23 protein-coding genes are annotated in these 23940 nt (G+C 66.3%); 17 read left to right on the top strand and 6 right to left on the bottom strand.

Going from position 1 to position 23940, the window contains the following annotated elements:
- Positions 1–2 precede the first annotated feature (2 nt).
- Positions 3–368 (bottom strand): DUF3060 domain-containing protein, encoded by a 366-nt coding sequence (locus tag MJO58_RS04615; RefSeq protein ID WP_090608471.1) that lies wholly within the window; start codon positions 366–368, stop codon positions 3–5.
- A gap of 188 nt (positions 369–556) precedes the next feature.
- Here MJO58_RS04615 and MJO58_RS04620 point away from each other — a divergent pair, with 188 nt between their 5' ends.
- The 10 genes from MJO58_RS04620 (at position 557) to MJO58_RS04665 (ending at position 10857) form a co-directional block, all read left to right on the top strand.
- Positions 557–1204 carry a TetR/AcrR family transcriptional regulator gene (locus MJO58_RS04620; RefSeq protein WP_090600327.1) on the top strand — a complete coding sequence of 216 codons (648 nt, stop codon included), beginning with the start codon at positions 557–559 and terminating at the stop codon, positions 1202–1204.
- A 279-nt stretch (positions 1205–1483) separates the two neighbouring features.
- Complete coding sequence (rpsL, locus tag MJO58_RS04625) at positions 1484–1858, top strand: 30S ribosomal protein S12 (protein ID WP_007767794.1); 375 nt, start codon at positions 1484–1486, stop codon at positions 1856–1858.
- Entirely contained in the window at positions 1858–2328 is a 471-nt protein-coding gene (gene rpsG, locus MJO58_RS04630) for a 30S ribosomal protein S7 (protein ID WP_025738357.1), read from the top strand. Before rpsL ends, rpsG begins: the two co-directional genes overlap by 1 nt.
- 86 nt (positions 2329–2414) lie before the next feature.
- Positions 2415–4520 carry an elongation factor G gene (gene fusA, locus MJO58_RS04635; RefSeq protein ID WP_090600331.1) on the top strand — a complete coding sequence of 702 codons (2106 nt, stop codon included), beginning with the start codon at positions 2415–2417 and terminating at the stop codon, positions 4518–4520.
- 160 nt (positions 4521–4680) lie between these two features.
- Complete coding sequence (tuf, locus tag MJO58_RS04640; protein ID WP_036466681.1) at positions 4681–5871, top strand: elongation factor Tu; 1191 nt, start codon at positions 4681–4683, stop codon at positions 5869–5871.
- Between the two features lie 171 nt (positions 5872–6042).
- On the top strand, positions 6043–6843 hold the full coding sequence (locus tag MJO58_RS04645; protein ID WP_259608742.1) for a PE family protein: 801 nt from the start codon (positions 6043–6045) through the stop codon (positions 6841–6843).
- A 96-nt stretch (positions 6844–6939) separates the two neighbouring features.
- The gene (locus MJO58_RS04650; protein WP_239722132.1) at positions 6940–7764 is read left to right on the top strand and encodes an SHOCT domain-containing protein; all 825 of its coding nucleotides are present in this window, start codon (positions 6940–6942) and stop codon (positions 7762–7764) included.
- Positions 7765–7843: 79 nt separating this feature from the next.
- Complete coding sequence (locus tag MJO58_RS04655; RefSeq protein ID WP_239722133.1) at positions 7844–8671, top strand: mycofactocin-coupled SDR family oxidoreductase; 828 nt, start codon at positions 7844–7846, stop codon at positions 8669–8671.
- Between the two features lie 25 nt (positions 8672–8696).
- Positions 8697–9869 (top strand): NAD(P)/FAD-dependent oxidoreductase, encoded by a 1173-nt coding sequence (locus tag MJO58_RS04660; protein ID WP_239722134.1) that lies wholly within the window; start codon positions 8697–8699, stop codon positions 9867–9869.
- A 4-nt stretch (positions 9870–9873) separates the two neighbouring features.
- Positions 9874–10857, top strand: coding sequence for a D-2-hydroxyacid dehydrogenase family protein (locus MJO58_RS04665; protein WP_239722135.1), 984 nt, complete (start codon positions 9874–9876; stop codon positions 10855–10857).
- Between the two features lie 72 nt (positions 10858–10929).
- Here MJO58_RS04665 and MJO58_RS04670 read toward each other — a convergent pair whose 3' ends face one another.
- The 4 genes from MJO58_RS04670 to mftR all read right to left on the bottom strand — a co-directional run bounded on the left by MJO58_RS04670 (position 10930) and on the right by mftR (position 14437).
- Positions 10930–12204: a VOC family protein gene (locus MJO58_RS04670; protein WP_090600354.1), complete on the bottom strand. Its 1275-nt coding sequence runs from the start codon at positions 12202–12204 to the stop codon at positions 10930–10932.
- The gene (locus MJO58_RS04675) at positions 12201–12710 is read right to left on the bottom strand and encodes an RNA polymerase sigma factor (RefSeq protein WP_090608473.1); all 510 of its coding nucleotides are present in this window, start codon (positions 12708–12710) and stop codon (positions 12201–12203) included. Before MJO58_RS04675 ends, MJO58_RS04670 begins: the two co-directional genes overlap by 4 nt.
- A gap of 81 nt (positions 12711–12791) precedes the next feature.
- Positions 12792–13844, bottom strand: coding sequence for a DUF2332 domain-containing protein (locus MJO58_RS04680; protein ID WP_239722136.1), 1053 nt, complete (start codon positions 13842–13844; stop codon positions 12792–12794).
- A complete protein-coding gene (mftR, locus tag MJO58_RS04685; protein ID WP_090600361.1) occupies positions 13841–14437 on the bottom strand; it encodes a mycofactocin system transcriptional regulator MftR in 597 nt (198 codons plus the stop codon). Before mftR ends, MJO58_RS04680 begins: the two co-directional genes overlap by 4 nt.
- A 98-nt stretch (positions 14438–14535) precedes the next feature.
- Between mftR and mftA the strand changes: the two genes are divergently transcribed.
- From mftA to mftG, 7 genes are all read left to right on the top strand, one after another.
- Positions 14536–14625, top strand: coding sequence for a mycofactocin precursor MftA (gene mftA, locus MJO58_RS04690; RefSeq protein ID WP_036466690.1), 90 nt, complete (start codon positions 14536–14538; stop codon positions 14623–14625).
- On the top strand, positions 14610–14939 hold the full coding sequence (mftB, locus tag MJO58_RS04695; RefSeq protein WP_239722137.1) for a mycofactocin biosynthesis chaperone MftB: 330 nt from the start codon (positions 14610–14612) through the stop codon (positions 14937–14939). Before mftA ends, mftB begins: the two co-directional genes overlap by 16 nt.
- On the top strand, positions 14936–16129 hold the full coding sequence (mftC, locus tag MJO58_RS04700; RefSeq protein WP_239722138.1) for a mycofactocin radical SAM maturase: 1194 nt from the start codon (positions 14936–14938) through the stop codon (positions 16127–16129). Before mftB ends, mftC begins: the two co-directional genes overlap by 4 nt.
- A 2-nt stretch (positions 16130–16131) precedes the next feature.
- Positions 16132–17313: a pre-mycofactocin synthase MftD gene (gene mftD / locus MJO58_RS04705; protein WP_090600376.1), complete on the top strand. Its 1182-nt coding sequence runs from the start codon at positions 16132–16134 to the stop codon at positions 17311–17313.
- Between the two features lie 250 nt (positions 17314–17563).
- Entirely contained in the window at positions 17564–18295 is a 732-nt protein-coding gene (gene mftE / locus MJO58_RS04710; protein ID WP_239722139.1) for a mycofactocin biosynthesis peptidyl-dipeptidase MftE, read from the top strand.
- Between the two features lie 73 nt (positions 18296–18368).
- Positions 18369–19781, top strand: coding sequence for a mycofactocin biosynthesis glycosyltransferase MftF (gene mftF, locus MJO58_RS04715; RefSeq protein WP_239722140.1), 1413 nt, complete (start codon positions 18369–18371; stop codon positions 19779–19781).
- A gap of 8 nt (positions 19782–19789) precedes the next feature.
- Positions 19790–21220, top strand: coding sequence for a mycofactocin dehydrogenase MftG (mftG, locus tag MJO58_RS04720; protein WP_090600384.1), 1431 nt, complete (start codon positions 19790–19792; stop codon positions 21218–21220).
- A 1012-nt stretch (positions 21221–22232) separates the two neighbouring features.
- Here mftG and MJO58_RS04725 read toward each other — a convergent pair.
- On the bottom strand, positions 22233–23879 hold the full coding sequence (locus MJO58_RS04725) for an MFS transporter (protein WP_090600388.1): 1647 nt from the start codon (positions 23877–23879) through the stop codon (positions 22233–22235).
- Positions 23880–23940 lie beyond the last annotated feature (61 nt).

Raw genomic sequence — 23940 nt, forward strand, 5'->3', positions numbered from 1 at the left:
TCTCAGGCAGGCACCTGCTGCAGCCGGTTTACCATGCCCAGCTCCCGGCCGCGGTCCCAGAGGATCGGCGAACCGTTGTGAAAGAAGACGGTCTGGTCATAGCCGTACACGGTGATGTCGTGCGTGACCGAGTCCGCGATGATCGTGTTGCCCGAGCCCATCACCGTCACCGCCCAGCAGTTGCCGAGCGCGTTCACCGAATTCCCGGTGCCGTTGACAATCAGCGTCCCGTCGTTGCAATCCAGGGTTTGCGTGGTGTTCTGCCCGATGACGTGAGTGTCGCCGTTTTTGGCTTGCGCGGCCGGGGGCGTGGCCGCCATCGCGATGACACAGGTTGCAAGCGACCCGGCGACGGTCGTCCAGTGCACCGCGGCCCCCTTCGTGTCGGCGGGTATCTGCTGGACTGAGCCTACGTGCATTTGCCTGCTCGATGGCAAATGTTTTTCCTCGCGGCCAACTGCGACCCGCCCCGGTTACGTCCGAGTAGATTGGCGACTCTGTCAACTAGAGTCATTAGTTGACCTTCACCTATTTACCGCATCGAAGGGCGATCGCCATGGCAGTTCATCCGGAACAGCCGTCGGCGGCAGGGCGCCAACGTGGCGGCAGGTCCGGTTCCCGGCCGGGAAAGCTGAGTCGTGACGGCATCGTCGACGGCGCATTGACGTTCCTGGACCGCGAGGGCTGGGACTCGCTGACCATCAACGCGCTGGCGACACAGTTGGGCACCAAGGGGCCGTCGCTCTATAACCACGTGGACAGCCTGGAGGACCTGCGTCGCGCCGTTCGGATCCGGGTCATCGACGACATCATCACGATGTTGAACCGGGTCGGGAAGGGGCGGGCCCGCGATGACGCGGTGCTGGTCATGGCCGGTGCTTACCGCAGCTATGCCCATCATCACCCCGGGCGGTACTCGGCCTTCACCCGGATGCCGCTGGGCGGCGACGACCCCGAATACACCGCGGCGACCCGGGGTGCGGCCGCGCCGGTGATCGCGGTGTTGTCCTCTTATGGCCTCGACGGCGAGGAGGCGTTCTTCGCCGCCCTCGAATTCTGGTCCGCATTGCACGGGTTCGTCTTGCTGGAAATGACCGGAGTCATGGACGACATCGACACCGATGCGCTGTTCACCGAGATGGTGTTGCGGCTGGCAACGGGCCTGGACAGGCGCACCGCGCCCGGCGGCGCCGCGCCTGAATAGCGGTCCAGTGCACGCGTGCGCTGAGCTGAGCGGTTGCGTCCAGCGGCCGCTTTGACCTGCCCGACCAGCGGCGGGTATTGTGGTGGCTCGTGCCTGGCGGCTTACGGCGCCTGACGTAAGGAAGTGGATGCCGGGCTAATTCGCATGTCCACCACGGATCGGATGATTCCGATGCTGAGCGGGTGCGACACACCCGGCCGCGGGGTAGTGCGGCGGGGCAAAACTGCAGTACAGAGACTTAAGAACAGCAAGAAGACTTCGAACACAGAAAGCCGGTAGATGCCAACCATTCAGCAGCTGGTCCGCAAGGGTCGCCGCGACAAGGTCGCCAAGGTCAAGACCGCGGCCCTGAAGGGCAGCCCGCAGCGCCGTGGCGTATGCACCCGCGTGTACACGACCACCCCGAAGAAGCCGAACTCGGCGCTTCGGAAGGTCGCGCGTGTGAAGCTGACGAGTCAGGTCGAGGTCACCGCCTACATCCCGGGTGAGGGCCACAACCTGCAGGAGCACTCGATGGTGCTGGTGCGCGGCGGTCGTGTGAAGGACCTGCCCGGTGTGCGCTACAAGATCATCCGCGGTTCGCTGGACACCCAGGGTGTCAAGAACCGCAAGCAGGCTCGCAGCCGTTACGGCGCCAAGAAGGAGAAGAGCTAATGCCGCGCAAGGGGCCCGCGCCCAAGCGTCCGCTGGTCAACGACCCGGTTTATGGATCGCAGCTGGTGACCCAGCTGGTCAACAAGGTCCTGCTGCAGGGGAAGAAATCGGTCGCCGAGCGCATTGTTTATGGTGCGCTCGAGCAAGCTCGCGACAAGACCGGTACTGATCCGGTGATCACGCTCAAGCGCGCTCTCGACAACGTCAAGCCCGCGCTGGAGGTGCGCAGCCGCCGCGTTGGTGGTGCGACCTACCAGGTGCCCGTCGAGGTGCGTCCGGACCGGTCCACCACGCTGGCGCTGCGCTGGCTTGTCAGCTTCTCGCGGCAGCGCCGGGAGAAGACGATGATCGAGCGGCTGGCGAACGAGATCCTGGACGCCAGCAATGGCCTCGGGGCTTCCGTCAAGCGGCGTGAGGACACCCACAAGATGGCAGAGGCCAACCGCGCCTTTGCGCACTATCGCTGGTAGAGCCCGAACGGGCGCCATTCGGCAGTGCGGCCGGGCGTGAACCGACAGCGAACTAACAACGCAATCGAAAGAGTGGGAAGACTTCTGTGGCACAGAAGGACGTGCTGACCGACCTGACCAAGGTCCGCAATATCGGCATCATGGCGCACATCGACGCCGGCAAGACGACGACGACGGAGCGCATCCTCTACTACACCGGTATCAGCTACAAGATCGGTGAGGTCCACGACGGCGCGGCCACCATGGACTGGATGGAGCAGGAGCAAGAGCGCGGGATCACCATCACCTCCGCCGCCACCACCTGCTTCTGGAATGACAACCAGATCAACATCATCGACACTCCCGGGCACGTCGACTTCACCGTCGAGGTGGAGCGCAGCCTGCGGGTGCTCGACGGTGCCGTTGCCGTGTTCGACGGCAAGGAGGGCGTCGAACCGCAGTCCGAGCAGGTGTGGCGGCAGGCCGACAAGTACGACGTGCCGCGGATCTGCTTTGTCAACAAGATGGACAAGATCGGCGCCGACTTCTACTTCTCGATCCGCACGATGGAAGAGCGCTTGGGCGCCAACGTGATTCCGATCCAGCTGCCCGTCGGCTCCGAGGGCGACTTCGAGGGCGTCGTCGACCTCGTCGAGATGAAGGCCAAAGTCTGGAGCGCCGAAGCCAAGCTCGGGGAGAAGTACGACACCGTCGACATCCCCGCCGATCTGCAGGAGAAGGCCGACGAGTACCGCACCAAGCTGCTCGAGGCCGTCGCCGAGACCGACGAGGCGCTGCTGGAGAAGTACCTCGGCGGCGAAGAACTCACCGTCGCCGAGATCAAGGGCGCCATCCGCAAGCTGACCATCAGCTCGGAGGCCTACCCGGTGCTGTGCGGCAGCGCGTTCAAGAACAAGGGCGTGCAGCCGATGCTGGACGCCGTCATCGACTACCTGCCCTCGCCGCTCGATGTGCCGCCGGCCGTCGGCCACGCCCCGGGCAAGGAGGACGAGGAGATCACGCGCAAGCCGTCGACCGACGAGCCGTTCTCCGCGCTGGCGTTCAAGGTCGCCACGCACCCGTTCTTCGGCAAGCTCACCTACGTCCGGGTGTACTCGGGCAAGGTCGATTCCGGCAGCCAGGTCATCAACGCCACCAAGGGTAAGAAGGAGCGGCTGGGCAAGCTGTTCCAGATGCACTCCAACAAGGAGAACCCGGTGGAGACCGCGTCGGCGGGGCACATCTACGCCGTCATCGGCCTCAAGGACACCACCACGGGTGACACCCTGAGCGACCCGAACGACCAGATCGTGCTGGAGTCGATGACCTTCCCCGACCCGGTCATCGAAGTGGCCATCGAGCCCAAGACGAAGAGCGACCAGGAAAAGCTGTCGCTGTCGATCCAGAAGCTCGCCGAGGAGGACCCGACCTTCAAGGTCCACCAGGACGCGGAGACCGGCCAGACCGTGATCGGTGGCATGGGCGAGCTCCACCTGGACATCCTGGTCGACCGGATGCGCCGCGAGTTCAAGGTCGAGGCCAACGTCGGCAAGCCGCAGGTGGCCTACAAGGAGACCATCAAGCGGACGGTCGAGAAGGTCGAGTTCACCCACAAGAAGCAGACCGGTGGCTCGGGCCAGTTCGCGAAGGTGCTCATCAGCCTCGAGCCGTTCCACGGCGAGGACGGCGCGACCTACGAGTTCGAGAACAAGGTCACCGGCGGTCGCATCCCCCGCGAGTACATCCCGTCGGTGGATGCCGGTGCACAGGATGCGATGCAGTACGGCGTGCTGGCCGGCTACCCGCTGGTGAACCTGAAGGTCACCTTGCTCGACGGTGCCTACCACGAGGTTGACTCCTCGGAAATGGCGTTCAAGATCGCAGGGTCACAAGTGCTGAAAAAGGCTGCGCAGCAAGCCCAGCCGGTGATCCTGGAGCCGATCATGGCGGTCGAAGTGACCACACCCGAGGACTACATGGGTGACGTGATCGGTGACCTGAACTCCCGCCGTGGCCAGATTCAGGCCATGGAGGAGCGGGCTGGTGCGCGCGTCGTTCGGGCGCATGTCCCGCTGTCGGAGATGTTCGGCTACGTCGGCGACCTGCGGTCCAAGACACAAGGCCGGGCGAACTACTCCATGGTGTTCGACTCGTATGCCGAAGTCCCGGCGAACGTCTCGAAGGAGATCATCGCGAAGGCGACGGGCGAGTGAGTGTCAACTCACGAGCACGGAGTCGAGCAATCGTCGGAAGCGAAGGCGACGGGCGAGTGAACACCAGCTCGGAGTAACCTAGCCCGGTTACCACCGCGGCACTTACAACAACATCAACACTGCTTTTCAAAAGCACCAATCAGTCCAGGAGGACACACAAGTGGCGAAGGCGAAGTTCGAGCGGACGAAGCCGCACGTCAACATCGGGACCATCGGTCACGTTGACCACGGCAAGACAACCCTGACCGCGGCGATCACCAAAGTCCTGCATGACAAGTACCCGAACCTCAACGAGTCGCGCGCCTTCGACCAGATCGACAACGCGCCCGAGGAGCGTCAGCGCGGTATCACGATCAACATCTCCCACGTGGAGTATCAGACCGACAAGCGTCACTACGCCCACGTCGACGCCCCGGGTCACGCCGACTACATCAAGAACATGATCACCGGTGCGGCCCAGATGGACGGCGCGATCCTGGTGGTCGCCGCGACCGACGGCCCGATGCCCCAGACCCGTGAGCACGTGCTGCTCGCGCGGCAGGTCGGCGTGCCCTACATCCTGGTAGCCCTGAACAAGGCCGATATGGTCGACGACGAAGAGCTGCTCGAGCTCGTCGAACTGGAGGTCCGCGAACTGCTGGCCGCCCAGGAATTCGACGAGGAGGCCCCGGTCATCCGCGTCTCGGCGCTCAAGGCGCTCGAGGGTGACGCGGAGTGGGTCAAGTCCGTCGAGGACTTGATGGACGCCGTCGACGAGTCGATTCCGGACCCGGTCCGCGAGACCGACAAGCCGTTCCTGATGCCCGTCGAGGACGTCTTCACGATCACCGGTCGTGGCACCGTGGTCACTGGTCGTGTCGAGCGCGGCGTGATCAACGTGAACGAGGAAGTCGAGATCGTCGGCATCAAGCCGACCAGCACCAAGACCACGGTCACCGGTGTGGAGATGTTCCGCAAGCTGCTCGACCAGGGCCAGGCCGGCGACAACGTCGGGCTGCTGCTGCGTGGTATCAAGCGTGAGGACGTCGAGCGCGGCCAGGTTGTGGTCAAGCCCGGCACCACCACACCGCACACCGAGTTCGAGGGCAGCGTCTACATCCTGTCCAAGGACGAGGGCGGTCGGCACACGCCGTTCTTCAACAACTACCGTCCGCAGTTCTACTTCCGCACCACCGACGTGACCGGTGTGGTGACGCTGCCGGAGGGCACCGAAATGGTGATGCCCGGTGACAACACCAACATCTCGGTGAAGCTGATCCAGCCCGTCGCCATGGACGACGGTCTGCGGTTCGCGATCCGCGAGGGTGGCCGCACCGTCGGCGCCGGCCGGGTCGTCAAGATCATCAACTAGTTCCACAGCACGAGGCCCGGACTCGCCGATCGCGGCGGTCCGGGCTTCGTGGTTTCTGCGCGGGCGAAAGCTGCACACCTGGTCAGCGAATTTCCGGTAAGATCTTGCGGTGTCCAGTCTGAAATTGACGGTTGGGGAATTTGACCGTCGCGGCCTGGCCGGGAGGTTCGGATGTCGTTCGTAAACGCGACGCCGGAGTATGTGGCGGCCGCCGCATCAGACCTGGAAAAAATCGGTTCGTCGATCAACTACGCCAACTCGGTGGCGTCGGGCGCGACGTCGGCGGTTCAGGCCGCCGGGGCCGACGCCGTGTCGGCGAGCATCTCGCACCTGTTCGGCGTGCACGCGGCGGCCTATCAGGCGATCAGCGCGCAGGCAGCGCTGTTCCATAACCAGTTTGTGCAGCTCATGAGCGGTGGGGCGCAGCAATATGCGGACACCGAGGTCGTCAACGCCCAGCCGCTGTCGGTCGCACCGCAAGCGGTGGCGGGTGCGGCCAACGTATCCGGCCAGGCAATGAGCAGCCAGCAGTTCATCGGCGCTGCGGCGCAAGCGGGTGGTGTGGCATCGGGGGTGCCGGTGGCAGCGGCGGTGCAGCCAGCCGCCGCGGCGCCGGCCGCTGTGACGGCGCCCGCGGCCGCTCCGGCGGCGACGGTGACACCGATGGCGGCAACCACCACGGTGGCGGCGGCCCCGGCCGGGCCTTCTGCGACGGCGCCCCACGCAGAAACATCCGCTTACGCAGCGGCGGCGGCACCGGCAGCAGCGGCGGCGGCACCGGCAGCGGCCCCGGCAGCGGCAGCAGCCGACGTCGCCGGCCCGGCCACCGCGTCGGCCGCTCCGGCGGATGTAGCCGCCGCCGAACTGTCGTCGGCCACGATGCTGCCCGCGGCGATGCCACTGTCCAACGGGCCGGCCATGGCGCCGCCGCCCACCTCTCCCAAAGGCGCACCACCGAAGCCGTCGCGCTGACTGGCCTGGGCTGATGCCCGGACGCCGGCTATGGATACAGCGCACGCGACAGCGCTAATCTGACACGAACCTTCCGGGCAAGGCGAGGAGAGACACGTGTTGGCGCGGTATCTGAAGACACAGTTAGTCGTTTTGCTATGCGGTGGTTTGGTCGGGCCGATCTTTCTGGTCGTCTACTTCACCCTCGGCCTGGGCAACCTGCTGCAATGGATGTTCTACGTCGGCCTGCTCATCACGGTGGCCGATGTCCTCATCGCACTCGCGCTGACCAACTACGGTGCGAAATCGGCGGCCAAATCGGCGTTGCTGGAGCAGCACGGGGTGCTGGCGCTCGCCCAAATCGTCGGCCTCTCCGAGACGGGCACCCGGATCAACGACCAGCCGCTGGTGAAGGTCGACCTGCACATCGAGGGACCCGGGATCACGGCGTTCGACAGTCAAGACCGGGTCATCGCCAACGTCACCAGGTTGGGCAACCTCACCGCCCGAAAGCTGGTGGTACTGCTTGACCCCACGACGCGGGAATACCAAATCGACTGGGAGCGAAGCGCTTTGGTGAATGGCCTGGTGCCCGCACAGTTCACGGTGGCCGAGGACAACAGGACCTATGACCTCAGCGGGCAAGCCGGCCCGCTGATGGAGATCCTGCAGATCCTCAAGGACAACAACGTTCCGCTCAATCGGATGGTCGACATCCGGTCGAACCCGGCGCTGCGCGAGCAGATCCAGGCGGTGGTGCGCCGCGCCGCCGCCCAGGCGCCCGCGGCGCACGGGGCCCCGGCCGGAGCGGCGCCGGTCGCCACCCCGCCGCAGGCCTCGATCGCCGAGCGGCTCCAACAGCTCGAGACACTGCGCGCCAGTGGCGCTTTGACCGACGACGAATACAACGCCCGCCGGACCCAGATCATCTCGGAGATCTGAGCCCGTTCGCGTCTACGGAGCGTAGTTAGAACACGTTTCAGTTTCGCTGCTAGCCTGTGATCGGCGAAAGGGGCGTGTCGTGTCGGGACGTGAAGGATCACTGCAGGGACGGGTGGCATTCGTTACCGGCGCCGCTCGCGCGCAAGGCAGAGCGCACGCGGTGCGGCTGGCCCGCGAGGGCGCCGACATCATCGCGCTCGACATCTGCGCGTCGGTGTCGGACACCGTGACCTACACGCCGGCCACCCCCGAGGATCTCAGTGAGACCGTCCGCCTGGTGGAGGCCGAGGGGCGCAAGATCCTGGCCCGCGCCGGCGACATTCGCGACGACCCGACCGTGCGTCAGCTGGTGGCCGACGGCGTGGAGCAGTTCGGCCGGCTCGACATCGTGGTGGCCAACGCCGGGGTGCTGGGCTGGGGCCGGGTCTGGGAACTCACCGACGAGCAGTGGGACACCGTGATCGGGGTCAACCTGACGGGCACCTGGCGCACCCTGCGCGCCGCGATTCCCGCCATGATCGAGGCCGGCAACGGCGGATCGATTGTGGTGGTGAGCTCGTCGGCCGGTCTGAAGGCCACCCCCGGCAACGGCCACTACTCGGCCAGCAAGTTCGGGCTGACCGCGCTGACCAACACGCTGGCGATCGAGCTCGGCGAATACGGTATCCGGGTCAACTCGATTCATCCCTACTCGATCGACACCCCGATGATCGAACCGGAAGCGATGATGGAGATCTTCGCCAAACATCCCCGCTTCGTGCACAGCTTCCCGCCAATGCCGATGCAGTACAAGGGATTCATGGCACCCGAAGAGGTCTCCGACGTCGTCGCCTGGTTGGCCGGCGACGGCGCGGCCACCGTGACGGGCATGCAGATCCCCGTCGATAAGGGCGCCCTAAAGTACTGAGCGTCGCGCGTGCTATGAACTCCACGTGAGCAATCAAGGAATCGTGATCGTCGGGGGCGGGCTGGCTGCGGCCCGCACGGCCGAGCAATTACGCCGGTCGGAGTACACCGGACCCGTCACGATCGTCAGCGACGAGGTCCATCTGCCCTACGACCGGCCGCCGTTGTCGAAGGAAGTCCTGCGCAAAGAGGTCGATGATGTCGCCCTCAAGCCGCGTGAGTTCTACGACGAGAACAACATCACGCTGCGCCTCGGTGCGGCGGCCACCGGCCTGGACACCGTCGCGCAGAGCCTGACCCTTTCCGACGGAACGTCGCTCGGCTACGACGAGCTGGTGATTGCGACCGGGTTGGTCCCGCGGCGCATTCCTGCGTTCCCGGATCTCGAGGGCATTCGCGTGCTGAGGTCGTTCGACGAGAGCATGGCGTTGCGCGAGCATGCCGCTAAGGCGCACAACGCCGTGGTCATCGGAGCCGGATTCATCGGCTGCGAGGTCGCGGCCAGCCTGCGCAGCATGGGGGTCGAGGTGGTGCTGGTGGAGCCGCAGCCGACGCCGTTGGCTTCGGTGCTCGGCGAACAGATCGGCGAGCTGGTGTCGCGGCTGCATCGCAACGAGGGCGTCGACGTGCGCACCGGCATCGGCGTGGCGGAGGTGCGCGGCGACGGCCACGTCGACACCGTGGTGCTCAGTGATGGCACCGAGTTGGCCGCCGACCTGGTCGTCGTCGGTATCGGATCGCGGCCGGCCACCGAGTGGCTCGACGGCAGCGGGGTCGACGTCGACAACGGGGTCATCTGCGACGAGGCCGGACGCACCAGCGCGCCCAACGTGTGGGCGCTCGGAGACGTCGCCTCCTGGCGCGATGCGACGGGACATCAAGCACGCGTGGAGCATTGGAGCAACGTGGCCGACCAGGCCCGAGTCGTGGTACCCGCGATGCTCGGTCAGCAGGTGCCGTCTATCACGGTAGTGCCCTACTTCTGGAGCGACCAGTACGACGTCAAGATCCAGTGCCTGGGCGAGCCGGAAGCCACCGACATCGTGCACCTTGTCGAGGACGACGGACGAAAGTTCCTGGCCTACTACGAGCGGGACGGGGTAGTAGTCGGCGTGGTCGGCGGCGGTCTGCCGGGCAAAGTCATGAAGGCCCGCGGCAAAATCGCTGCGGCAACACCGATTTCGGAGCTGTTAGGCTGACATCATGCACCGGGTGGCGATACTCGATGACTATGCCGGTATGGCACTCGAGTTCGCCGACTGGTCGCCGGTGCAGAGCCGGGCCGAGATCACCGTCTTCGATCGGCATCTCGGTCAAGCGGAAGCGGCCGAGGTCCTGCAGCCGTTCGACGTGATCTGCACGATGCGCGAACGGATGGCGTTGCCGCGCACGCTGCTCGAGCGGCTGCCGAACCTGAAGCTGATAACGATCGTAGGGATGAGCCTGCCGAGCCTGGACATGGCCGCGGCCACCGAATCCGGTGTGCTGGTTGCCCATTCGGATTTCGCCAACCCCCGGTTCCGGGCGGTGCGCGACGCCACCCCGGAACTCGCCTGGGGCTTGCTGATCGCGACGGTGCGCAACCTGGCCGAAGAGCACCGGAGGATGCGCGATGGCGGGTGGCAGAACAGCGTCGGCGTGACGCTGGCCGGTAAGACCCTCGGGCTGCTGGGCCTGGGCAGGACCGGTAAGCGAATGGCCGAGTACGGCGGCGTGTTTGGCATGGAAGTCGTTGCGTGGAGCCAGAATCTCACCGCGGAGGCCGCGATGGCAGCCGGGGCGCGCCGGGTCGAGAAGACGGCATTGTTCGAATCCGCCGATGTGGTCTCGATCCATCTGGTGCTCTCCGAGCGGACCCGAGGTTTGGTCGGCGAACCAGAGCTGGCTTTGATGCGGCCGCACGCCTACTTGATCAACACGTCCAGGGGCCCGATCGTCGACGAGGCGGCGCTGATCTCTGCGCTGCAGACCGGTCGTATCGCCGGAGCCGGCCTCGACGTCTTCGACGTCGAACCTCCCGAGCCTGATCATCCGCTGCGCCGTCTGCCGAACGTGACGTTGTCCCCCCACCTGGGATACGTCACCCGCGAGATGCTGAGTGCCTTCTACACGGACACCATCGAAGCGGTCGTAGCCTGGCTGGACGGTGCGCCGATCCGGATCGCCAATCCCGAGGCGTTGAGCTAGACTTCGCAAAATACCCGGGACACAAGCGATTCGGATGAACCGCCCCCCAGTTCGCGGCCAAATCCTGTCGCCTCAGAATTCGCCCAGGTAGAACCGCGCGCCCTGATCGTCGGTGCACTCGGCGCTGATGCCGTAGGGCTGGCGGGTCGGCTCGTCGCGCACCGTGCCGCCGGCTTCGCGGACTCGCGCGACCGCCACGTCGATGTCGGCCACCGTCCACATCGGCACGGTGGTGGGACGCGCACTGCCACCGGCGGCGCCGGCCATCGGATGCGTGTCCACCACCTGCCAGCCGTCGGAGATGCGGCCCGGCTCGAACGTCCACCCCAGCAGCCGACCGTAGAAGTTGCGGAACGCGGCCGAATCCGGCACCTGGTAGGTGACATAAGACAGTTCACCGGGCCCAGAACCGTTGATTTCCGGCCGCTTTCGGCCGGCGATGGGTTGGTGAACCGCGAAGGCCGTGCCTTGCGGGTCGGTGGCGTCGAGTACTACGCCGTACTCGGTATCCCGGATTTCGCCGGGAACGCCGCCGGCTTCGGCTATCGCGATGCGGGCGGCCTGCACGTCGTCGACGGCGTAGCAGCAGAACAAGGTGGCGGGTTCGTCGGTGGCGAAGATGCCGGTCGGCAGGTCGGTATTGGTCACCCGGTGTGACGCGGGGTCGTATGTCCAGCCCAGGACGTGGCCGTAGAAGGCCGCCGCGCGATCGGCATCCGGAGTCCACACCGAGATGTATCCGATGTCGCCGTGTGCGATGCCCGAAACCGGCACGGCCGTCGGCCCGGACAACATCCAGCGGTGCCCGAACGGGTCGAGGATAGTGGCGTTGCGGGTTCCGTGATTCTGGTAGATCTCCCGCTCGACGGTCGCTCCGTGGTCGCGCGCCTGCTGCAGGGCGGCACCGGTGTCGGCGACGTGCAACATCAGACTGACCGAAACCGCTTTCGCTGCAGGTGCTTTCAGGCCGATCTCGGGATATTCGTCGGCCAGGTACAGCACGCCGTCGCCGATCGCGATCTCGGCGTGCCCGATGCGCCCGTCGTCCATCACGATTGGGTCGCCGACGACCAGGGCGCCGAACGCGCCGGCGTACCATTCGATGGCCGCGCGTGCGTTCGCCACGCTGAGGTAGGGCAATGCCGCCGGCCGCGGCGCCCGCGTTGCAACGGGTTGGGCCAGGTCGGTTAGGGCAGTCGTGGTGCCGCTCATGACAACTCCTTCGGGTAGCGATAGTGCGGATTCCAGTTGCCGGCGCAGCCGCGCGGCAAAAACCGAATCGGGTTGAACCGGAAGGTCATTGGTGCGCAACACGCGCAGTGGGTCGTTGCGGTTACGCTCGTTCATGATGTGCCTCCTTCCGGATACTGCTTCTTGAATGCTCGGCGCGCCCGGACCAGCAACGCTTCGGTGGCATGGACCGTGCGCCCGATCAGCTCGGCGCATTCGCCGACGCTGCAGTCGTCCATGTAGCGCAGCACCAGCACCGTGCGGTGCGGCTCGGTCAGCCGGGCCAGCACGGCTTCGGCGACCATGCGATCCAGCTCGGCGTCCCAGTCGTCGGCGGTGTCGACGGGTTCGGGAAGCTCGGCCATCGGCACGCTGAGCCGGTCCTGGCCGCGCCGATAGTGGTCGGCCAGTTTGTGTCGCGCCACGCCGAGCAACCACGCAACCGAGACCGGCGGTGGTGCTGCCCGACGCGCCGCGTCCATCGCCGCGAGGAAGGTCTCCGAGGTCAGGTCCTCTGCCGCGGCACGTTCGCCGCAGCGTCGGACGAAGTACCCGTAAACCACCGGCAACGCCTCGTCGTAGAGCGCCAAAAGCGCGCGTCGAGCGTCGGATTGGTGATCCATTTCGGCGCCCACACCCTTATCGTCGCCGCGGCACCGCGAACTCCGACGGGTTGAGGGCGAAAATTTCCTAATTGCCTGTCGCTATCGCCAGTCCACGGGTGGGCCGTGCGGATGGCATTCACCTAGCACCACACCCTCACCGCCGGGCCAGCGGTGCACGCGCACCAGGAACTTGAGCGGACCGCCCGGGCCGTCGCGCGCGGGTTCCATCGTCAGATGCGCGAACGGCGCTGAGGCGTCGGCGCGTTCGCCGAGCACGTTGACCCCATCGCGCACGGCGCTGCGTTCGTCCTGCGACAGGTACTGCCACGTGATCGAATGCCACAGCACCGTCAGTGCGCCGTCGGCCAGTGTCAGGCCGCCCACGGCGGCGCCCGCACTCTGTCGCACCAGGAGGGCGGGCACCGTGCGGGCGACCGCGATGGCGCCGCGCAGCCGCTCCAGCCGGGCGGCTTGGTCGGGCCAGACGTAGCTCAGCGCGGTCATCTCGCCTTCGGCGCCGGTGACGTCGACCGGCGCGATGTCGTAGCCACGTCGTTCGACGATCCGCACCGAACCGGCCGGCGGCACTCGGCCCTGCCAGGCGTCGTCGATGACCACCGGCGAGTCGATCGGTCCCCATTGCCCGCCGCCGTAGCGGTAGTGGTATTGGTCGGGCCGCAGGTTCAGCCCAGCGCTCGATCCGATCTCGAAAAGCCTGATCGGGAAATCGATTTCGCGGTTGATATGCAGCAGCGCACCGATCAGCGCGGCGGATCGGCCTACCTCATTGGTTTGCGGCGGCTGCCCCAGCGCCGTGCGCAGCGACTCGGCGTGGGCCGCCGCGGCGAGCTTGATCTCCGGCCATGCGCTGCCGGCATCCCAGGTGCCGCCGGTGCTGGGATACCACTGGCGCAACCCCTCGGCCCGCCCGTCGAGCACCAACCGGTGCAGGCCGCCCAGCAGCCGCAGCGGCACCGCATCCCGCGACGGGTCGTCCTCGTGGCCGGACAGGATCGCCGCGAAGATCCCACCGGTTTCGACGTCGGAGGCCACCAGCTCGAACAGCTCGTCGTACATCGTTGATCCGGAGGCACCGCAGAACCGCCCCTGCGACCGCAGGGTGTGCAGCAGGTGTTCGCTGTTGGCGGTCATGCTTTCAGCTTGTTAAGCCCGGGACCGACAACGTCGAAGGCATTGCCGAGTGCGGCCTGCAACGTGACGGACTCGTCGCGCAGCCAATGCTCGTAGGCCGAGAGGGCGACCCCGAGCAGCGTCCATGCGACGGTCTGCGGCGCCAAGTCGGTCGTCATGGCGCCCGAGCGCTGGGCGACGAACGCCGCGATCACCTCGCGCCAGCCGGCGTACATCGTCATCGAATACGCCTGCAGTTCGGCGGTTTGCAGGATGACCCGCATCCGCTGACGGTGCTGGACGGTCTCGGAGTCGTCAAAGGTGTTGAATGCCAGCAGTGCTGCCCGCAGCGCATCGCCCAGCGGAACTCGCGGACCGACGGTGTCGAGCAGCTCGCGAAGATGGGCGAGGTGGCTGTCGAAGTCGCCCCAGAGGATGGCGTTCTTGGAGGCGTAGTAGCGGAACAGTGTGCGGCGCGAGATCCCGGCGGCCTGCGCGACGTCGTCGACACTCACCTCGGCGAATCCCCGTGCGGTGAACAACGCGATGGCGACGTCGGTGATGTGGTCCGGCGTCGTCGAGCGGCGCCGACCGACCCGCGCCTGCGGATGCATCAGACCCGCCCTTCCGTTTCGGCACTCGATGCCATATTCTGACGACGATTGTGGCAAGATCGACCTTCGTTGTCGAGACCGTAGGAGAGGCAATTCATATGGATCGCGAGATCGAAACCGACGCCGAGCTCGTCACCGAGACGCTGGTTGAAGAGGTGTCCATCGACGGAATGTGCGGGGTCTACTGACCGTGCCTGCGCGCGCGCAGGCACGATCGACCGAAAGTCGGTTCGACCCTGATCGCGGTTGGCGATTACACCCGAAGGTCGCGGTCCGTCCAGAACCGTTTGGCGCACTGCTTTATCACTTCGGCACCCGCAAGCTTTCGTTTCTGAAGAACCGCACCATTCTTGCGGTCGTGCAATCGCTGGCCGACCATCCCGACGTCCGGTCCGCCCTGCGGGCCGAGGGAGTCGACGACTCAGAGCAGGGGCCGTACCTGCACGCGTTGGGTGTGCTGGTCGATTCCCGCATGCTGGTGCCCCAGGAGGACCATCAATGACAACAGCGGCTCCGGTACCCCGGCTCCTCGAGCAATTCGAGCATGGGCTGGACGCACCCATCTGCCTGACGTGGGAACTCACTTACGCCTGCAACCTGGCCTGCGTGCACTGCCTTTCCTCGTCGGGTAAGCGCGATCCACGCGAGCTGTCCACCCGACAGTGCATGGACATCATCGACGAGCTGGAACGCATGCAGGTGTTCTACGTCAACATCGGTGGCGGGGAACCGACTGTGCGCCAGGACTTTTGGGAGCTTGTCGACTACGCCACCGCGCACCACGTCGGGGTGAAGTTCTCCACTAACGGGGTCCGCATCACGCCGGAGGTCGCCGCGCGACTGGCGGCCAGCGATTACGTCGATGTCCAGATCTCGCTGGACGGCGCCACCGCCGAGGTCAACGACGCCGTCCGCGGGCCGGGTTCCTTCGCGATGGCGGTGCGTGCGCTGGAGAATCTGGCCGCGGCCGGCTTCAAAGATGCCAAGATCTCTGTCGTGGTCACCCGCCACAACGTCGACCAGCTCGACGAATTCGCCGCTCTGGCAAACCGTTACGGCGCAACGCTGCGGATCACCCGGCTGCGGCCCTCGGGACGTGGCGCGGATGTCTGGGAAGACCTACACCCCACCGCGGCCCAGCAGGTCCAGCTCTACGACTGGCTGGTCGCCAAGGGGGAGCGGGTGCTCACCGGCGACTCATTCTTCCATCTGGCTCCGCTTGGCGCCTCCGGGGCGCTGTCCGGCTTGAACATGTGTGGAGCCGGTCGAGTGGTGTGCCTGATCGACCCGGTGGGCGACGTGTACGCCTGCCCGTTCGCCATCCACGACCGCTTTCTGGCCGGAAACGTTTTGTCCGATGGCGGTTTTGACAACGTCTGGAAGAACGCTCCGCTGTTCCGTGAACTGCGCGAGCCTCAATCGGCGGGCGCCTGCGGAAGTTGCGGGCACTACGACAGCTGCCGTGGCGGTTGCATGGCGGCCAAGTTCTTCACCGGCCTGCCAATGGACGGGCCGGATCCCGAATGCGTCCAGGGGCACAGCCAGTCGGCACTGGCCCGGGATCGGGAGACTCCGCGCCCGCGTGCCGATCACTCGCGCGTCCAGAAGGTCCGCCAGCCGGTGCCGCTGACGCTGTCGGTGCGGCCGCCGCAGCAACCGCCGGCGCGGCTGTGTAACGAAAGCCCGGTGTAGTCGTGGCCGACGAGTGGTTTGAAACCGTCGCCATCGCTCAGCAGCGCGCAAAGCGCCGGTTGCCGAAATCCGTTTATTCGGCGCTTGTTGCGGCCAGCGAAAAGGGAATTACGGTCTCCGACAATGTCGACGCCTTTGGAGAACTCGGATTCGCGCCGCATGTGGTAGGCGCGCAGGAAAAGCGCGAGTTGTCGACAACCGTTATGGGACAAGATATTTCCATGCCGGTGTTGATTTCGCCGACCGGTGTTCAGGCGGTGGACCCGGACGGTGAGGTGGCCGTCGCGCGGGCCGCGGCGGCACGGGGAACCGCGATGGGTCTGTCCTCGTTCGCCAGCAAGCCGATCGAGGAAGTGATCGCGGCAAACTCCAAACTGTTCTTTCAGGTGTATTGGCTGGGCGGGCGCGACGCCATCGCCGACCGGGTGGAGCGGGCGCGCGCGGCCGGCGCGGTCGGTTTGATCGTCACCACCGACTGGTCCTTCTCGCACGGGCGCGACTGGGGCAGCCCCAAGATTCCCGAAGAAATGAACCTGCGGACCATTCTGCGGTTGTCGCCGGAGGCGGCCCTTAAGCCCCGGTGGTTCCTGAAGTGGGCGAAGACCATGCGTCCGCCGGCGTTGTCGGTGCCCAACCAGGCGGCGCGCGGCGAGGCCGGTCCGCCTTTCTTCCAGGCCTACGGCGAGTGGATGGGCACCCCGCCGCCGACGTGGGAGGACATCGCGTGGCTGCGCGAGTTGTGGGGCGGTCCGTTCATGCTCAAGGGCGTCATGCGTGTCGATGACGCGAAAAGAGCTGTGGATGCTGGTGTTTCGGCGATATCGGTGTCCAACCACGGCGGCAACAACCTGGACGGGACGCCAGCGTCCATCCGGGCGCTGCCCCCGGTGGTAGCCGCGGTCGGTGACCAGGTCGAGGTGTTGCTGGACGGCGGCATCCGGCGCGGTAGCGACGTGGTGAAGGCCGTGGCCTTGGGAGCGCGGGCGGTGATGATCGGCCGCGCCTATCTGTGGGGCCTCGCCGCGAACGGTCAAGCCGGCGTCGAGAACGTGCTCGACGTCCTGCGCGGGGGTATCGACTCGGCGCTCATCGGGCTCGGGCATGCCTCGATCCACGACTTGCGCCCCGACGACATTCTGGTGCCGGACGGCTTCACCCGCGCGCTCGGCGTTCCGTCGGCCTGATCTCGGCGCCGCCCGAGTTAATCTGCGGCATGTCGGGCGGCTTTGCCATATTTAGCGCCTCGGGTGCTGCGCCGGACCCAGTCGTGGCGCCGTCGAATTCAGGCGGATGTGGGATTGCGAGCGAAAATCGACGTATGCGAAAATTGTGATACGCGCGTGGCAACCGTGACGGACGAGCCGAATTTCGGCGCCCCGATGAACAGCCCAGAAAAAAAATAACTTTGAACGCTCAACAATTGGTGCACGCCAGGTGAATTCGGCCTACCATCACCGAGTGCCCGTACTCGGCGAATTAGGAGCTGCGACGTCGAACGAGCTATTTCCTACCTCGCCGTCGATAATGGTCCCGCTGGGGTCGACCGAGCAACATGGTCCGCACCTGCCGTTGGATACCGACACCCGCATCGCGACGGCGGTCGCCAGGGGGGCGCGGGCACGCCTGGAGCAGGCCTGGTGGGTGGCGCCGGCTATCTCCTACGGCGCCAGCGGCGAGCATCAGAGTTTCGCCGGAACGATCTCCATCGGCACCGACGCCTTGACAATGCTGCTGGTCGAGTACGGCAGGTCGGCCGGGGACTGGGTCCAGCGCCTGGCCTTCGTCAATGGCCACGGCGGCAACACGGAGGCGTTGCACCGCGCCGTAACCACACTTCGCAGCGAAGGTCGCGACGTCGCCTGGTGCCCGTGCGCGGCCGCCGGCGCCGACGCCCATGCCGGCCATACCGAAACATCGGTGTTGCTGCATATCTCGCCGTCCGATGTGCAGACCGACCGGTGGCTCGCCGGGAATCGGGCGCCGCTGCCGGAGTTGCTTCCGGCGATGCGCACCGGCGGAGTGGCGGCGGTCAGCCCGGTCGGCGTGCTAGGGGATCCCACCACCGCCACCGCGGCCGAGGGCAAGCGCATCTTCTCGGAGATGGTCGACGGATGTGCGCGCCGCATCGTGCGTTGGACGCCCGGCCACGACGGGATGCTGACATGAGCGGGCCGTCGACGATGCAGAACGCGAGCGATGAGGCGGCGGCACCTCCCGCTTGCGGCGGCGAGTGGCGCACATGACCGCGCCTCGACTGCCGGACGGGTTCGCCGTTCAGGTCGATCGCCGCGTGCGGGTACTCGGCGACGGCTCGGCGTTGCTGGGCGGCTCGCCGACCCGACTGCTCAAGCTCGCTCCCGCCGCCCAGGACATGCTCTCGGATGGCCGGCTGAAGGTCCGCGACGACGTCAGTGCCCAGCTGGCCCGCACCCTGCTGGACGCCACCGTCGCCCATCCGCGCCCTGCCGGCGGCCCGTCGCATCGCGACGTCACCGTGGTAATCCCAGTGCGGGACAATGTTTCTGGTGTTCGACGTTTGGTGAACTCGCTGCGCGGACTGCGCGTTATCGTGGTCGACGACGGCTCGCTGTCGCCGATCGAGCAGACGGACTTCGCCGGCACGCACTGCGATATCGAGGTGTTGCATCACCCTCGCAGCAAGGGTCCGGCGGCGGCACGCAACACCGGACTGGCGGCCTGCACCACCGACTTCGTCGCGTTCCTAGACTCCGATGTGACGCCGCGCCGTGGCTGGCTGGAAGCTCTCCTCGGTCACTTCTGCGACCCGACCGTCGCCCTGGTGGCGCCCCGCATCGTCGGCCTGGCCCATAGCGAGAACGTGGTCGCACGGTACGAGGCGGTGCACTCCTCACTGGACCTCGGGCAGCGCGAAGCGCCGGTGTTGCCGCACAGCACGGTGTCCTACGTGCCCAGCGCGGCGATCATCTGCCGCCGCTCGGCTCTCGCTGATGTCGGCGGGTTCGACGAGACGATGCAGTCCGGGGAGGACGTCGACCTGTGCTGGCGACTGATCGAGGCGGGAGCCCGGCTGCGCTACGAGCCGATCGCGCTGGTCGCGCACGATCACCGCACCCAATTGCGGGATTGGCTGGCGCGCAAGGCATTCTATGGCGGTTCGGCGGCTCCGCTGTCGGTACGCCACCCCGACAAGACCGCCCCAGTGGTGATCTCCGGGTGGGCGCTGATGGCCTGGATCCTGATGGCGCTCGGGACCAGCCTGTCGCAGCTGGCGTCGATCGTGATCGCCGTGCTGACCGGTCGGCGCATCGCCAAAGCCATGCGCAGCGCCGATACCGCTTTCTCCGATGTCGTAGTGATCGCGACCCGCGGCCTGTGGTCGGCGGCGCTGCAGCTGGCGTCGGCCATCTGCCGGCACTACTGGCCCGTGGCGTTGCTGGCCGCCATCGTGTCGCGGCACTGTAGACGCGTCATCGTGGTCGCCGCCGTGATGGACGGCGTGGTCGACTGGCTGCGTCGGCGCGACGCCACCGGCGACGACGCCGAGCCGATCGGCCTGCTGACCTATCTGTTGCTCAAGCGTGTCGACGACCTGGCTTACGGCCTCGGGCTGTGGTGGGGCGTGGTCCGTGAACGCAACCTTCGCGCGCTCAAACCGCAAATCCGGAGCTAGCCGGCGCCTTGACAACGCACAGCGATGTGCTGATCGTCGGCGCCGGAAGTGCTGGATCCGTTGTTGCCGAACGCCTTTCCGCCGACCCCGCCCGGGTCGTGACCGTCCTCGAGGCCGGCCCCGCGCTCGCCGACCCGGCGCTGCTGGCCCAAACCGCCAACGGGTTGCAGTTGCCGATCGGGGCGCGCAGCCCGCTGGTGGCGCGCTTTACGAGTCGGATCACCGATCAGCCCGTTCGGGAACTGCCGATCGTGCGGGGGGCGACGCTCGGCGGTTCGGGAGCGGTCAACGGCGGATACTTCTGCCGCGGATTGCCAGGCGATTTCGATCGTGCCGCGATACCGGGCTGGGCGTGGTCCGACGTGATCGACCATTTCCGGGCCATCGAGACCGACCTGGACTTCAGTGGCCCCGCCCACGGCGACAGCGGGCCGATTCTGGTTCGCCGAACACACGAAATGACCGGTACCACTGAGCGTTTCATCGCCGCGGCGCAGACCGCCGGGTTTTCCTGGATTCCCGACCTCAACGATTGCGGGCCTGAGCTGGTCCCGGGCGTCGGTGCGGTGCCGCTCAACATCGTCGACGGCGTCCGCATTGGTTCGGGTGCCGGATATCTGCTTCCGGCGCTGGGGCGGTCCAACCTCACCCTGCTGTCGCAGACTCGGGCGGTGCGGTTGCGATTCAGCGGGACCGTCACCGTCGGCGTCGACGTGGTGGGCCCACCCGGCCCGACGACGCTGACCGCCGACCGAATCGTCCTGTGTGCCGGCGCTATTCAATCAGCGCAGCTGCTGATGCTGTCCGGCATCGGCGACGAGGCGATGCTGCGGGCACTCGACGTGCCGGTGGTGGCGCCGCTTCCGGTGGGGATGAACTGCCGCGATCACCCCGAATGGGTGCTGCCCACCGACTGGACGGTGGCCACCGGGCGGCCCGTGCTGGAGGTGGTGCTCAACGTCGCCGACGACATCGAGATCAGGCCGTACACGGGTGGGTTCGTCGCGATGACCGGTGACGGCACCACGGGGCATCCCGACTGGCCGCATCTCGGGGTCGCGTTGATGCAGCCTCGGGCGCGCGGGCGCATTTCGCTGGTGTCAGCGGATCCGGCCGTGTCCCCGCGAATAGAACACCGCTACGACAGCGAACCCGAGGACGTCGCCGCGTTGCGCCGCGGCAGCGAGCTGGCACGTGAAATAGCCAGTACAGCAACATATGTCGGACCGCCGGTATGGGCGACATCGCAGCACCTGTGTGCCAGCGCCCCGATGGGTCCCGAGGGTGACCCGCACGCGGTCGTCGACCCTCGGTGTCGGGTGCATGGGATGGACAACCTTTGGGTGATCGACGGCTCCATCCTGCCCTTCATCACCAGCCGTGGGCCGCATGCGACCATCGTGATGCTGGGGCACCGTGGAGCGGAATTCCTCGGGTGAAGCGCCCGGACTTGGCGGGTTGATGAATTATAATGTCCGCCAGTAGTTATGGCGTCTGTCATGCTTGATCGTGCCTTCTGGCTATCCAAGTCACGGTAGATGGGCGGGCCGCGCTCGGTTCGTCGAGAGGCCGAGACGAGCGCGACCCGCCTGATGAGACTGCGTTCATGCGTTCCACGTAAACGGCCACGACCAGTGGCGGTGCGCGCGCAGATAGTGGTGCGTCATGCGCGAGTAATGCGTCGCAATATTCGTGGACGGCATGACAGCCGTATCACCGTGTTATGCGATGGCTTGTCTGGCAGATCACCTCCTTCAGCTCGAACGCCCTTGTTGCAGTGGCAATCACGACTGCAGCGGAGGCGATCGCTGGCGCGGCCACGCCGTGGTGACGCGCCAGCGCGTACTTGGTCGACCATGCTCAGCGGACCCCACGTGCAACGTGGGCTGCAGGGTCGCTACGGTGCTCGTTCGACGCGGACACGACCACCCAGCCGGCAGCTCACAGGTTTGGTGACCAACCGGTTCGCTCGACCTGCTCAGGCGTATCCACTCGGCCTCCACTATGGCCGCCGCCTCCATCATCGCCGGGCAGCACGGCTCAATCGTCACTGTCACGTGATCACCGGCCGATCCGACATGGGCATCGATGCAGCGCGAGTTGTCCACCGAGACAAGCAGACCAGCGACGACACATTGGCCGGCGCAACGGCGCGCGGCGCCGGTGACGACCGACGTACTCGTTGCCTGCGTGGGTCAGTACCCATCAACATCACATCCACCTCACCCTGCGAGATGACCTGTCCCTGTCGATATATATCTCTGATACCAGAACGAATTGGTCGTTTCAAGTACCACTCAGGGGTGAATTTCGGCCACCGGAGCGGAGCGCAGGGATCGCGGTCTTAGGCGCCGGCATTGTGTGTCTTTCGTTCTGCTGCCCGGTATTTCGGCCGCGTGCCTAGCGTGGTGATCGGCCGGTGAGCCCGCAATCATTTCGGCAGTCCGGCGGCTACCGAGCGGCCCCGTCGTGATGGACGCCCGGGTGCGCGATCGTCTGATCCGCCGTTGCTTCGGCCCGACGCCGGCGGTACCGGGCCGGGCGCACCAGGCGCAGTTGCCTTCCGTCCCGGCCTGGTGCCCACAGCCCGATCAGCAGCGAAATCACCGCGACGATCACGGCCATCACGATCGTTGACGCATGCATAGCGGACAGGAAGGCGGTCTTGCTCAGCTCGGCAAGCCTGGCTCCTTGCGGTCCGAGCTGCCCGGCCACCTCGACGGCCTTGGCCAGCGAGTCCGTGGCCGGGCCCCGCACCGCCGGCGGGAAGCTCGCCAGTTGCGGCGCGAGCTCGTGGGAATAGCGTCCGGCCAGGATCGAACCCGCCACGGCGATGCCCAATGCCCCGCCCATCTCGCGCGAGGTGTCGTTCACCGCCGAGGCCACGCCCTGCTTTTCGTCGGGAACCGCGCCCATGATCGCCGAAGTCGTTGGTGCCGTGCAGATCCCGATGCCGGTGGCCAGAATCAACGTCGGCCACGCGAACTGGGAGTAACTCGAGTGCAGGTCGAGGGTGTACATGCAGGCGAAACCAACAGCCATCAGCAGTGTGCCGATGAACAGCACCAGCCGCAGCCCTAGCTTCGGCACATACCAAAATGACAACGCCGAGAAGATGCCCAGTGGAATCATGAAGGGGCCGAAGGCAATTGCCGTCGTCAGCGGTGAATAGCCCATGATCTGCTGGACGTACTGCATGCCGATGTAGAAGAACCCGAACGTCGCGCCGAACAGAACGACGATCGCTGCCACCCCGGTGGCGAAGTTAGGGTCGGCGAACAACCGCACGTCGAGAAGCGGTTGCCGCCGGCGGAATTCGACGAAACCGAACAGTGCCGCAATGACCGCCCCGGCGGCCATCCCGCCCCAGACCAGGGGATCGTCCCAGCCGCGAGTGGGGGCTTCCAGGATGGCGGCCACCGCGATCGCGACGGCCGCACCGATCAGGACCGCACCCAGTGCGTCGATGCGGGGAGCGTTGTTGTCGCGCGACGGCGAGACGGTGCACGCCAGAGCGAAGATCACCAGCCCGGCGATGCCCAGTGACCAGAAGATCGCGTGCCAATCCCAGAAGCGCAGCAGCAGGCCGGATCCGATCAAGCCGAAGACCCCGCCGGATCCCGCGGTTCCGGCCCAGATCCCGACGGCCTTCATCCGATCGTCCTTCGGGTAGGCCACGGTCAGCAGTGACAGTGTCGCGGGCATGACGAACGCGGCGCCGACACCGGCCACCGCGCGCCCCGCGATGATTTGCGTGGGAGCGTGCAAGATCGCCGGCGTCGCCGAGCCGAGCGCGAACACCACCAGGCCGGTCAGCAGCGCGCCGCGTCTGCCGTAACGATCACCGATCGCCCCGGCCGGCAGCAGCAGGCAGGCCAACGCCACGGTGTATCCGTCAACGATCCAGTTCAGCTGCGACTGCGTCGCCGAGGTCGCCACCGCGAGGTCACCCAGCGCGGTGTTCAGGGCGGTCATGGATGCGACCACCAGGGCGACCCCCATGCAGGCGACCGCCAGGGTCCAAACTCGCGCGCGCGGGCTACCGCCAATGTTCCCTGCATCAGTACGCTGGTCAGGCCGGATCAAGACATCGACCATGAGATGCGCCTCCCTTCGGGGGCGTGCGAAGTTTCGAGACCAATAGTCTCGTAGATAGACC

This window comes from Mycobacterium lentiflavum, from assembly GCF_022374895.2.
In the GTDB taxonomy this organism is placed as follows: Bacteria; Actinomycetota; Actinomycetes; order Mycobacteriales; family Mycobacteriaceae; genus Mycobacterium; species Mycobacterium lentiflavum.

Bases quoted from the DNA above. Each gene is read 5' to 3' on its own strand.
- MJO58_RS04620 (WP_090600327.1), top strand. From the start codon at position 557: ATGGCAGTTCATCCGGAACAGCCGTCGGCGGCAGGGCGCCAACGTGGC.
- rpsL (WP_007767794.1), top strand. From the start codon at position 1,484: ATGCCAACCATTCAGCAGCTGGTCCGCAAGGGTCGCCGCGACAAGGTC.
- rpsG (WP_025738357.1), top strand. From the start codon at position 1,858: ATGCCGCGCAAGGGGCCCGCGCCCAAGCGTCCGCTGGTCAACGACCCG.
- MJO58_RS04645 (WP_259608742.1), top strand. From the start codon at position 6,043: ATGTCGTTCGTAAACGCGACGCCGGAGTATGTGGCGGCCGCCGCATCA.
- MJO58_RS04665 (WP_239722135.1), top strand. From the start codon at position 9,874: ATGCACCGGGTGGCGATACTCGATGACTATGCCGGTATGGCACTCGAG.
- MJO58_RS04670 (WP_090600354.1), bottom strand. From the start codon at position 12,204: ATGAACGAGCGTAACCGCAACGACCCACTGCGCGTGTTGCGCACCAAT.
- MJO58_RS04675 (WP_090608473.1), bottom strand. From the start codon at position 12,710: ATGGATCACCAATCCGACGCTCGACGCGCGCTTTTGGCGCTCTACGAC.
- MJO58_RS04680 (WP_239722136.1), bottom strand. From the start codon at position 13,844: ATGACCGCCAACAGCGAACACCTGCTGCACACCCTGCGGTCGCAGGGG.
- mftR (WP_090600361.1), bottom strand. From the start codon at position 14,437: ATGCATCCGCAGGCGCGGGTCGGTCGGCGCCGCTCGACGACGCCGGAC.
- mftA (WP_036466690.1), top strand. From the start codon at position 14,536: ATGGATCGCGAGATCGAAACCGACGCCGAGCTCGTCACCGAGACGCTG.
- mftC (WP_239722138.1), top strand. From the start codon at position 14,936: ATGACAACAGCGGCTCCGGTACCCCGGCTCCTCGAGCAATTCGAGCAT.
- mftF (WP_239722140.1), top strand. From the start codon at position 18,369: ATGACCGCGCCTCGACTGCCGGACGGGTTCGCCGTTCAGGTCGATCGC.
- MJO58_RS04725 (WP_090600388.1), bottom strand. From the start codon at position 23,879: ATGGTCGATGTCTTGATCCGGCCTGACCAGCGTACTGATGCAGGGAAC.